The organism is Streptomyces sp. BK79, from assembly GCF_044142145.1.
GTDB lineage: Bacteria > Actinomycetota > Actinomycetes > Streptomycetales > Streptomycetaceae > Streptomyces.
In genome coordinates this window covers 373,192-384,613 of sequence record NZ_JBHVOC010000002.1, presented here as the reverse complement: position 1 = coordinate 384,613, position 11,422 = coordinate 373,192, and the positions used below count along the sequence as shown (strand labels likewise).

Annotated in this window: 6 protein-coding genes; 2 read left to right on the top strand and 4 right to left on the bottom strand. The window is 75.5% G+C overall.

Annotated elements, in window-relative coordinates:
• Positions 1-61 precede the first annotated feature (61 nt).
• The 4 genes from ACFIF2_RS03765 to ACFIF2_RS03750 all read right to left on the bottom strand — a co-directional run bounded on the left by ACFIF2_RS03765 (position 62) and on the right by ACFIF2_RS03750 (position 7,825).
• Positions 62-997, bottom strand: coding sequence for a carbohydrate ABC transporter permease (locus ACFIF2_RS03765; protein WP_395570998.1), 936 nt, complete (start codon positions 995-997; stop codon positions 62-64).
• On the bottom strand, positions 994-2,349 hold the full coding sequence (locus ACFIF2_RS03760; protein WP_395570997.1) for a carbohydrate ABC transporter permease: 1,356 nt from the start codon (positions 2,347-2,349) through the stop codon (positions 994-996). Before ACFIF2_RS03760 ends, ACFIF2_RS03765 begins: the two co-directional genes overlap by 4 nt.
• A gap of 4 nt (positions 2,350-2,353) precedes the next feature.
• Positions 2,354-3,793 carry an ABC transporter substrate-binding protein gene (locus ACFIF2_RS03755; RefSeq protein ID WP_395570996.1) on the bottom strand — a complete coding sequence of 480 codons (1,440 nt, stop codon included), beginning with the start codon at positions 3,791-3,793 and terminating at the stop codon, positions 2,354-2,356.
• A 180-nt stretch (positions 3,794-3,973) separates the two neighbouring features.
• Positions 3,974-7,825, bottom strand: coding sequence for an FHA domain-containing protein (locus ACFIF2_RS03750; protein ID WP_395570995.1), 3,852 nt, complete (start codon positions 7,823-7,825; stop codon positions 3,974-3,976).
• A gap of 442 nt (positions 7,826-8,267) precedes the next feature.
• Here ACFIF2_RS03750 and ACFIF2_RS03745 point away from each other — a divergent pair, with 442 nt between their 5' ends.
• Positions 8,268-9,995 carry a serine/threonine-protein kinase gene (locus ACFIF2_RS03745; protein WP_395570994.1) on the top strand — a complete coding sequence of 576 codons (1,728 nt, stop codon included), beginning with the start codon at positions 8,268-8,270 and terminating at the stop codon, positions 9,993-9,995.
• 166 nt (positions 9,996-10,161) lie between these two features.
• A complete protein-coding gene (locus tag ACFIF2_RS03740; protein ID WP_395570993.1) occupies positions 10,162-11,406 on the top strand; it encodes a serine/threonine-protein kinase in 1,245 nt (414 codons plus the stop codon).
• Positions 11,407-11,422 lie beyond the last annotated feature (16 nt).

The following is an 11,422-nucleotide window of genomic DNA, read 5'->3' as shown; positions in this document are numbered from 1 at the left end:
CGTACGAAGGAAGGGGCGGGCCCGTGTGCGGCCCGCCCCCTCAAGGGTGATGTGGGGTGCGCTACTTGACGGCGCCCGCCATCACGCCGGAGACGAACTGCCGCTGGAACGCGAAGAACACGGCCAGCGGGATCACCATGGAGATGAACGCCCCCGGTGCCAGGACGTCGATGTTGTTGCCGAACTGCCTCACCTGCGTCTGGAGGGCGACCGTGATCGGCTGGCTCCCGGAGTCCGAGAAGATCAGCGCGACCAGCATGTCGTTCCACACCCACAGGAACTGGAAGATGCCGAGGCTCGCGATCGCGGGCCCGCCCAGCGGCATCACGACCCGCAGGAACAGCCGCAGTTCACCCGCGCCGTCCAGCCGGGCCGCCTCCAGCAGCTCCCGCGGGATCTCGGCGAAGAAGTTCCGCAGCAGGAACACCGCGAAGGGCAGGCCGAAGCCGACGTGGAACAGGATGACGCCGACCACCGAGCCGAACAGGCCGATCTTGCCGAAGAGTTCGGCGATCGGGATCAGCGCCACCTGGACGGGTACGACCAGCAGCCCGACCACGGCCAGGAACCACCAGTCGCGGCCCGGGAAGTCCATCCACGCGAACGCGTAACCGGCGAGCGCGCCGATGACCACCACCAGGACCGTCGCCGGGACCGTGATCATCGCGGTGTTGAGGAGGGAGGAGGTGATGTCGCCGTTCTTCAGCAGCTCCTCGTAGCTCTGGAAGGTGAGCTGGGACGGCTTGGTGAAGACCTCCCACCAGCCGCCCGCCGCCATGTCCCGGGGCGTGCGCAGCGAGGACAGCAGCAGGCCGATCGTCGGGACCAGCCAGAACAGGCCCACGACGATCAGGAACACCTGGACCAGCCCGCCGCTGACGCGCTCGGCCAGCCGCGACCCCAGAGACCGCCTCGGCTCGACGGCGGCCCCGGGCGGCCGGGCGGCGCCCCCGGCCGCCTCGGCCGCTCCGGTGAGGGAACCCGCGTCCGCGGTCATCGCCGCACCTCCCGCCGCAGTCGTCGTACGTTGAACCACATCACCGGGATGACCAGCAGCAGCAGGAACACCGCGATGGCGCTGGCGATGCCCGGCTGGTCGGAGGCGAAGCCCTTGCGGTACAGCTCCAGGGCGAGCACGTTCGCGTCGTCCTGGGAGGAGCCGGGGGCGATGATGAACACCAGGTCGAAGACCTTCAGCACGTTGATCATCAGGGTGACGACGACGACCGCGAGCACCGGTGCCAGCAGCGGGACCGTGACCCGTCTGAACACCTGCCACTCGTTGGCGCCGTCGACCCGGGCCGCTTCGAGCAGCTCCCGGGGGACACCGGCCAGCCCCGCCGCGATCAGCACCATCGCGAAGCCCGCCCACATCCACACGTACGACCCGATGATGGCCGGGGTGACGAGCGAGGGACCGAGCCAGTCCAGGCCGTTGTACGGCTCCTTGAAATTGTCGGCGGGGAGCCTGAGCAGCGCCCCGTCGGCCGCTGCGGGCAGCGTGAAGGTGCCGTCGCCGGCCGCCTTCGTCGAGGCGACCACCTCGCCGTCCTTCACCGCCTCGATCTTCATCCCGGCATAGCCCAGCTCGGCCCCGTCGACGCCGTTGAGCTTCCCGACGCCCTTGCCGCGGGTGAAGTCCTGCCAGGTGGTGCCGGTGATCTTCCCGTCCTCCGGCTGGGCGGGCACGGCCTTCGCCGCGCCCTCCGGCATCAGGTCGGGGGCGACGCCGACGAGGGGGAGGACGACCGTCCCGCCCGCGCTCACCGGCTGCTTGGTGATGAACGCGCCGCCGCCGGCCGGTTCCAGCGGCGACTCCCGGCCCGGGTGCGCCTTCGGGAACGCCGACGACTCGGCGAACGTGTCGTGCACCCCGACCCACACCGCGTTCGCGACGCCCTTGTCCGGGTCCTGGTCGTACACCAGGCGGAAGATGATGCCCGCCGCGAGCATGGAGATCGCCATCGGCATGAAGACGACCAGCTTGAACGCCGTGCCCCAGCGCACCCGTTCGGTCAGCACCGCGAAGATCAGGCCGAGCGCGGTGGCGACCGTCGGCGCGAACACCACCCAGATGACGTTGTTCTTCAGGGCGGTGCGGATGCCGTCGTCGGTGAACAGCGCCTGGTAGTTGTCGAATCCGGCGAAGGAGTCGCCGGACTGGTCGTAGAAGCTGCGGATCAGCGAGTACCCGATCGGGTAGACCACGAGCGCGCCGAGCAGCACCAGGGCGGGCAGCAGGAACAGGACCGCCACGGTTCTGCGGGTGCCGGTCACGCTCTTGCGCGTCCTGGGTGCCTTGGGAGCGGCGGGACCCGATGAGGTCCCCGCCGCCGTGGCCGACGCCATCGCGTCAGTCTCCGTAGGCGGCGGCCGCGTCCGCCTCCAGCCGCCGCTGCGCGCCCGCGACGTCCTTCGGGTTCTTCAGGAAGTCCTGGAGCGCCTTCCACTCGCCCTTGCCGGGCGTGCCGCCGAAGGCCTGCGGGGCCTGGTCCGACATGTCGAAGCGGAAGTCGTCACCGGCCGCGACCAGCGCCTCGGCGATCTTCCTCTGCACGTCGTTCGGGTACGCCGCCATGTCCAGGTTCTTGTTCGGCGAGAGGTAGCCGCCGAGCTTCGCGTGGATCGCCGCCGCGTCCGGGGAGGCCAGCCAGGTGGCCAGCGCCTGCGCCGCCTTCGAGTCCTCCAGGATCACCGCCGCGTCACCGCCCGAGACCACCGGCGCGGTGTCGCCGACCGCCGGGAACGGGAACACCTTCGCGTCGGTGCCGACCTCCGCGTCCGTCTCGCCGATGTTGACCTGCGCGAAGTCGCCCTCGTAGACCATGCCGGCCTTGGGCTGGTCGCCGCCGGTGAAGGTCTGCGTCACCGAGGCCGGGAAGTCGGTCTGGAGCGCGCCGGTCGCGCCGCCCGCCACGTAGTCCTTCTTGCCCCAGATCGCGGCGAGGGTGGTCAGCGCCTCCTTCACGGACGGGTCCGTCCACTTGATCTCGTGCTTGGCCAGCTGGTCGTACTTCTCCGGTCCGGCCTGGGAGAGGTAGACGTTCTCGAACCAGTCGGTGAGGGTCCAGCCCTCCGCGCCGCCGACGGAGAACGGCGTGACTCCCGAGTCGTAGACCGTCTGGGCGGTGGTGAGCAGCTCGTCCCAGGTCTTGGGCTCGGCCGCTCCCGCGTTCTCGAAGACCTGCGCGTTGTACCAGATCAGCGACTTGTTGGCGGCCTTGTAGTAGACGCCGTACTGCTTGCCGCCGACCTTGCCGATGTCCTGCCAGCCCTGCGAGTAGTTCTCCGCCAGCTCCTTGCCGGCCTCCGCGCCCAGCGGCTTGGCCCAGCCCTTGTCCACGGCCTGCTTGATGGCGCCGGGCTGCGGGAGCATCGCCACGTCGGGCGGGGCGCCGCCGGCGATCTTCGAGCCGAGGAAGTTGATGATCGGGTCCTGGGCGGGGACGAAGGTCACCTCGGCGCCGGTGCGCTTCTCGAACTCTTCGAGGACCTTCGTGAAGTTCTCCTGCTCGGCTCCGGTCCAGACGGCGGCGACCTCCAGGCTCTGGCCGTCCAGCTTGGGGAGGGTGACGGTGGCGGCCGTCCCCTTGTCCTTGCCGCCCTGGCTTCCGTTGTCGCCGCCCTTGTCGTCGTCCCCGCCGCACGCGGTGAGCGAGAGCGCGAGCGCTCCCGCGGCGAGGGCGGCGGCGGCCCGGGTGGTCCGGGTGGCCCCCCTTGAGCCTCTGCCCGTGGCCCTGTCGGCGGCCTTGCTGACGGCCCTGCGTGTCCCGATGGTGCTGCTCGTGCGCATCACTGCCCCGTTCTTCGTTCCTCGTCGAACGTCCGGCGCTGTCCCGTGCGCTCTGGTGTACGCCAGGGGGGTGAGGGCGGCAAGGGCGCCTCCGGGGCCGAGCGGAAGATCGTGACCGCGTCGTGACGTGGCCTCGCGGCGCCGGGCTGCCCGCCCCACGCCGAGGAGCGCCGCCGGTGGCTACAGCAGCGACGGCACCTGTGCCGCCGACACCTCCCGCGCCGCCCGCTCCAACGCGCTGGCCAGCAGCGCCAGATCGGTCGGCCCGTTGCCCAACTCGCGCACCGGGCGCCGGGCGGGCGGGTCGCCCATGCGGTGCCACTCCAGCGGGACCACCGTGGGACGCAGGGTCGCCGTGCGCGGGATGCGCCCCGTGACCCGGCCGCCCTGGAACGCCACGGTCCGCCCGTCCGGGTACGTCAACCGCCCGCGCCCCGGCGCCGGTTCGTCCGGCCCCGGTGCCGGGGGGTCGAGGGTGACGCGCAGCGTGGCCCGCAGGGACGGCTCCGTCTGGGCCGTACGGCCGCCGGGTGCCGTGGCGGCCACGAGGTGCACGCCGAGCCGCTCGCCCTCCCGCGCGACGGCCTCCAGCGCCCGCATCACCGATCCGGCGGCGGGGCGGCCGGGCGAACCGAGCGGGGGAGTGACGAGGGCGTCGAGGTCGTCCACGACCACGACGAGGCGGGGCAGCGGCGGCGCGGCCTGGGCCCGGCGCCGGGCCGCGCCCGGGCGCAGCCGCAGCGTGGAACTGGGCGGGGAGTCGACGTCCCCGGTGTCGGAGACGGTCAGAGGGCCGGCGCCGGTGCCGGTGCCGGTGCCCGGCCCGGGGGTGGTGCCCGGGCCGGGGGTGGTGCCCGGTGGCGTGCGCTGGGCGACCAGCCGGCCCGACAGCTCGCGTCCGGTGTGCCACTCGGCGAAGTCCGACCGCCCGAGCAGCTCGGCGCGCCGCTTCAGCTCGGCGCTCAGGGACTGCGCGAACTCCCGCATGCGGACGGGATCGTTGGCGGTGAGATGGGTGGTGACGTGCGGTACGTCCGTGCAGACGCCCAGTCCTTCGCCGGAGCCGCCGCCCGCCCCCACGCTGTCGCGGCCGTCCACCAGGACGATGCCGAGGCGGTCGGGGCGTTCGGCGGAGGCTAGCGAGGCGACGAGGGCCCGCAGCAGCTCGGTGCGGCCGCTGCCGGGCGGGCCCTCGACCAGCAGGTGCGGCCCGTCGGCGGTGAGGTCGGCCGCGACCGGGCCCCGGGGGCCGGCGCCCAGCACGCCCTGCGCGCGTCCGCCCAGCGCCTCGGTGTCGTCGGCGGCGTCCGCCCACCGGGCCATCAGGGAGGCCGGGGTGGCCCGGGCGAGGCCCAGCTCGTCCAGGAGCCGGGCCGCCTGGGGCAGCGGCGCCGACACGCGCGCGTGCCGCTCCCCGGCCGCGCCGTCGGTGCGCAGCGGGGCCAGGGCGCGCGCGAACCGCTCGGCCCAGGCGGGGGAGACGGCGTCGACCGTGCCGAGGGTGCCGTGCCCGACCGGGCCGGCGGGGGCGGCCGGACCGCCCTGGGCGCCCGTGGCGGTCCGCGCGACCCGCAGCAGCCGCACGGCCGTCGCCACGTCGCCGCTGAGCAGCGCCACGGCGCCGCACTCCCGGAAGACCGGCGACACCGCGCAGGCCGCCTCGTACGTCTCCGTGACCGGGGACGTCGGGGAGGCGGCGGCCGTCTCGGCGAGGCACACGACGTGGATGCCGGCCCGGGGCCCCTCCACGGCCAGCCGCGCCACCGTCCCGCGCAGGTCGGCGCCGCCCGGGTCGCCGTCCACGACGACCACCGTGTACGGCCCCGCGAAGCCGCCGGCCGGGCCGGTGCCGTCGTCGGACCGCGCCCAGGAGGGCTGCTGCCGGGCGGTGCCCGGGGCCGCCCCCGGGCCGGTCTGCCGCGTGTCCCGCGCGTCCTGGGCGTCCCGCGCGGGGGCCGTGGGCTGGGCCGGGATCGCGCCGCCGGGTGTGGCGGGGGTGGTGGGGGTGGGTGCGGTGGGTGCGGCGCCGGTCCGGAGGTCCGAGAGGTGGTCCTCCAGACGGCGCAGGAGTTCCTGGACGCGGGCCGTGGCCTGTTCGCGGTCGTGGGCGAGGAGCAGGCGGCAGTCCTGGCCGTGTCCGGGGCGCAGGTGCGGCAGCCAGCCGAGCCAGGACCACTCGGCGGTCCGCTCCGCGAGCGGACGGGAGCGGTCCGCGCTGAGCAGGACGATCTCCAGGACGTCGGCGGAGTGCAGCGCGGCGAGCTGGGCCACCACCGCGCGGGCCAGCCCGGTGAGCCGCTCGCGGGGGCCCGCCAGCCCGAGCGTCCCGACCTCGCGCAGCCCGACGGTCACGGGGACCGCGGGCAGCGGCGCGTCACCGCCGGGTGCCACCCGGTCGGCCGTACCGAGCCGTACGGCGAGCGCCTCCGGGTGGCCCGGGCCTCGCTCCCACAGCCGGGGGCCCGGCCCGAGCGCCGTCAGCAGCAGCGCGGCGGGGTCCGGCCAGGTCTCCGGCGCGCCGGTACCGGGGGTGCCGAGGACGCCGAGGGGTGCGGAGGCGGCGGTCGGTGCGGGGCCGGTCGTTTCGCCGTCGTCCGCGCGCGTGCCGGGCCCGGCGGCGTCCTGCGGGGCGCCGCGTCCGCCGGTCAGCCGCCGCGCCCATGCGCCGATGCCGCCGCGCCTGCGCACACCCTGGGGCAGGTCGGTGCCCCGCAGCGGCGTGCCCTTGCGCCGGGTGCCGCCGTCGGGGGCGGGCGGATCGGCGGGGCGGGCGGTCGCGCCGGTTCCGTGGGAGGCGGTTCCGCCGGGGGCGGCGGGTCCGTGGGGATGCGTGCCGGGCGCGTCCGCGCCGGGGGTGCGCGGGTCGTGCGCGCCCGGTGCGTACGCGCCCGTACCGGACGGGCCGCCGTACGTGTCCCCGTACGTGTCCGCGCCGGACGCTTCGCCGTACGTGCCCGCGCCGGACGCGCCGCCGTGGGTCCCGTCACCGGCGGGGGCCGGGCGGGGCTCGCCCGCCGTGGGCCCGGAGTCGCGGCTTTCGATGCGGGGGGCGCCGCCCTGACCGGGCACCTGGGGAGGCTCGGCCGGTGTCCCGCCGGTGCCGTGTCCCGCCGTGCCGTGGGTGTGGTGGGTGCGGCCGGCCGGGGCGCTCGTGGCCCCGGGGCCGGTGACGCGCGCCGTGCCGGGGGGCGTGTGCGCGGGGTGGGCGGGCCCCCGGTTGGCCCCGGGCGTGCGCGAGAGGCCGTCCCCGGCACCGCCGGCGGTGCCGGGGCGGTCGTCGGTGCGCCGGGCCGGGTGGCCCTCCGCCCCGTCCGCCACGCGCGCGTGGGCCACCTCGTCGCCGCCGGGCGACGGCGACGCCGGTGCCCCGGACAGCCGTACGCGGCCCTCCCCGTCCGGTGTCGTCGCCACCCGGGCCGGTGTCCCGCCGGGCACCGGCACGAGCCGCAGGGCCGACTCGCCGATCCGCAGCAGCGCGCCCGGGGAGAAGCGGACCGGGCGGGTGCCCACGCGGGTGCCGTCCAGGGTGGTGCCGTTGGTGGAGCCGAGGTCGGCGACCGAGACGCGGCCGTCGGGGGCCACGGTCACCGCGCAGTGCGTCCGGGAGACGTCCGGGTCGTCGAGCGCGACGTCGGCGTCGGCGGAGCGGCCGAGCCGGACCTGCCCGCCGTGCAGCAGGTGGACGCCGCCCGCGTCGGGGCCGGCGACCACGTGGAGCTGGGCCGGGACGTCGGCCGGTTCGGTGTGCGGGTCGGGCTCGCCCGGAGCGCCGAGGCAGAGCACGGCGCCGTCGGTCAGCGGGGGCTCGCCCAGGGTGCTGCGCTGGGCGTCGAGCCGCTGCGCACCGGCGTAGAGCACCACCTGGCCGGAGCCCGGGCCCTCGCCGCCGGGGAGCTGCGCGGCCAGCGCGGAGGCGACCGCGGCCAGTGCCGTGCCGGCCGGGGCGGTGACCAGCACGTCTCGGCGCGCGGCGCGGCCCTCCACCGGATCCTGCGGGCCCAGCGGGTCTACGACGGTCAGCCGGATCTGCATCGCCGTCAGCGGTCCCTTCGCGCGGGCGCCCGCGCGCCGGGGGACAGAAGCCGTTCACCACGGTCCCCCACCGCGGACTTCCCCCACCGCCACACGAGCACGTCGGCCAGTACTGCAGGCATCCTCGCACCTGCCACTGACAACGCGCCCGTCACCGGTCGTCAAATGATCTTGATTGGCCGCCTCTGCCCGCAAAAGTGCCTGACAGGTGCCGGATCGTTGATCGAGTGACGCCTGCTTGAGATCGGTCACGTCCGGGTCCGGCAACCAAGGGACCGGGTCGAGCGTCTTTCCTTCGAACATGTGCCTGGTCGGGCACCGGAAGCGGAACGTAAGACGTACCCGCGGACCAATGGGACCCACAGAACGAGGACAGCCCGGTGCCGGGACCACGGCACTACAGTGGGTCGGAACAGCCAGCAAGCAACAGGGAGCGCATGACGTGCGGCCGGTAGGCAGCAAGTACCTCCTCGAGGAGCCCCTCGGTCGCGGCGCGACGGGCACCGTGTGGCGGGCCCGCCAGCGGGAGACCGCGGGCGCCGAGGCGGCCGTGGCCGGTCAGCCCGGCGAGACCGTCGCGATCAAGGTCCTGAAGGAGGAGCTCGCGAGCGATCCCGACATCGTGATGCGCTTCCTGCGGGAGCGCTCCGTCCTGCTCCGGCTGACCCACCCCAACATCGTCCGGGTCCGCGACCTGGTCGTCGAGGGCGAACTGCTGGCGCTGGTCATGGACCTCGTCGAGGGCCCCGACCTGCACCGCTACCTGCGCGAGAACGGGCCGTTCACCCCGGTCGCCGCCGCCCTGCTCACCGCCCAGATCGCCGACGCCCTCGCCGCCAGCCACGCCGACGGCGTCGTCCACCGCGACCTGAAGCCGGCCAACGTCCTGCTGCGGCAGACCGGCGGCGAGATGCACCCGATGCTCACCGACTTCGGCATCGCGCGCCTCGCCGACTCACCGGGCCTCACCCGCACCCACGAGTTCGTCGGCACGCCCGCCTACGTCGCGCCGGAGTCCGCCGAGGGCCGCCCCCAGACCTCCGCCGTCGACGTCTACGGCGCCGGCATCCTGCTGTACGAGCTGGTCACCGGCCGGCCCCCGTTCGGCGGGGGCTCCGCCCTGGAGGTGCTGCACCAGCACCTGAGCGCCGAGCCGCGCCGCCCGTCCACCGTCCCGGACCCGCTGTGGACGGTCATCGAGCGCTGCCTGCGCAAGAACCCCGACGAGCGCCCCAGCGCCGAGAACCTCGCGCGCGGCCTGCGCGTCGTCGCCGACGGCATCGGCGTGCACGCGACCACCGCGCAGATCGGCGCCGCCGAGAACGTCGGCGCGCTCCTCGCCCCCGACCCGGAGCCCGCGCCGGTCCCGGGCGTCCCCGGCGCCGCCGACCCGACCCAGGTCCTCCCGCACCACGCGCAGAACCCGAACGGCGCCCACGACCCCAACGGCGCCACCAGCGTCCTGCCGCAGACCGGCAACCAGTCGGGCGCCGCCGACCCCACCGCCGTACTCCCGAACCGCGGGGCGGCCGACCCGACCGCCGTCATGCCGCCGGTGCCGCCCGGGCAGCCGGGCGGGCCGGGGCAGGGCGGGCAGCCCGGCGGCCCCGAGGACCCGCACCCCTGGCAGAACCAGCTCCGCGCCGCCCGCGACCGCAACGAGCAGACGCAGGTCCAGTACCTCGACCCGAACCAGGACCCGCTGCGCCGCCGCCCCCAGCGGCAGGTCGCCCGCCCGCAGCAGCCGCCCCGCCAGGCCCCGCAGGGCCCCCCGCCCGGCTACGGCTATCCGCAGCAGCAGCCGCAGCGGTACACCAACCCGCAGCCCCAGCAGCCCCAGCAGGCACCCCGGCGCGAGCCGCAGCGTTACGCCCCGCCGCCCGCGCCCGAGCCGCGCACGCCCCGGCGCGAACCCCGGCCGCCCCGGCAGCGCAGCGCCAACCCCATGCGGATCCCCGGGCTCGGCTGCCTCAAGGGATGCCTGTTCACCCTCGTCATCCTGGTAGTGGCCGGCTGGCTGATCTGGGAGCTGAGCCCGCTGCAGGACTGGATCGGCACCGGCAAGGGCTACTGGGAGCAGCTCAGCGACTGGTTCACCACGGTGACCGACTGGTTCGGCGAACTGGGCGGCGGCAGCGGCTCCGGCGGCGGGACCTCGACCGGCGGCTGAGCCGACGGACGGACGGCGCCGCCCTCATCGGGAGGCGCCGTTCACCCCCGCCGAGAGGCGATGTCGGAGATTTGTCGACACCCAGCGGGTGATTTCGGCCTCCCCCGTGAAGGCCGGCTCCTCGGACGCGTACTTTTAAGCGCAACACGCGTCGGTAGGAGCAGTCTTGGCACGGAAGATCGGCAGCCGGTACACCGCCCACCAGATCCTCGGGCGGGGCAGTGCCGGCACGGTGTGGCTGGGCGAGGGTCCCGAGGGACCCGTCGCGATCAAGCTGCTGCGCGAGGACCTGGCGTCCGACCAGGAGCTGGTCTCCCGCTTCGTGCAGGAGCGCACCGCCCTGCTCGGCCTGGAGCACCCGCACGTCGTCTCCGTGCGCGACCTGGTGGTCGACGGCAACGACCTCGCGCTGGTCATGGACCTGGTGCGCGGCACGGACCTGCGCACCCGCCTCGACCGGGAGCGGCGCATGGCCCCCGAGGCCGCTGTGGCCGTCGTCGCCGACGTCGCCGACGGCCTGGCCGCCGCGCACGCCGCCGGGGTCGTGCACCGCGACGTCAAGCCCGAGAACGTACTGCTCGACATGCAGGGCCCGCTCGGCCCCGGCGGCGCGCACCCGGCCCTGCTGACGGACTTCGGGGTCGCCAAGCTCATCGACACCCCGCGCCGCACCCGCGCCACGAAGATCATCGGCACGCCCGACTACCTGGCCCCCGAGATCGTCGAGGGCCTGCCCCCGCGCGCGTCGGTCGACATCTACGCCCTGGCCACGGTGCTGTACGAGCTGCTCGCCGGCTTCACACCCTTCGGCGGCGGCCACCCCGGCGCAGTCCTGCGCCGCCACGTCACCGAGACGGTCGTCCCCCTGCCCGGCATCCCCGACGAGCTGTGGCAGCTGCTCGTGCAGTGCCTCGCCAAGGCGCCGGCCTCCCGGCTGCGCGCCTCCGAGCTGGGCGCCCGGCTGCGCGAGCTGCTGCCGATGCTGGCCGGCATGGGCCCGCTCGACGTGGACGAGCCCGACGCCGAGCAGGACCAGGACGCGCCCGAGGAGCCCGCGGCGTCCGCCGCGTCCGGCGGGGAGGCGGTGCCGCGCCGGGGAGCGGTCCCGCTGGTGCCGGGGGCGAAGCCGGCCGACTCCAACCGCGACACGCACACCTCGATGCGCGTCCCCGCCCCCGACGAGCTGGCTGGCGGCGCCCGCGGCACCGCCCGCGCGCCGCGCGCGTCCGGCGCCCCGCGCCCCGGCTCGGCCCGCAACCGCGCCGCCGCGCGGCGCCGCCGGATCGCGGTGGGCGCGGGCGCGGTCGCCCTGGTGGCGGCGGTCGGTGCCGGTACGTGGCTGGCCACGGGCGGCGACGAGGGCGGCACGGGGCCCCAGGACACGCGGAACTCGGCACCGGCCTCCCCGTGAGGCCCCGGGCGGCGCG

Bases quoted from the DNA above. Each gene is read 5' to 3' on its own strand.
- ACFIF2_RS03750 (WP_395570995.1), bottom strand. From the start codon at position 7,825: ATGCAGATCCGGCTGACCGTCGTAGACCCGCTGGGCCCGCAGGATCCG.
- ACFIF2_RS03760 (WP_395570997.1), bottom strand. From the start codon at position 2,349: ATGGCGTCGGCCACGGCGGCGGGGACCTCATCGGGTCCCGCCGCTCCC.
- ACFIF2_RS03765 (WP_395570998.1), bottom strand. From the start codon at position 997: ATGACCGCGGACGCGGGTTCCCTCACCGGAGCGGCCGAGGCGGCCGGG.
- ACFIF2_RS03755 (WP_395570996.1), bottom strand. From the start codon at position 3,793: ATGCGCACGAGCAGCACCATCGGGACACGCAGGGCCGTCAGCAAGGCC.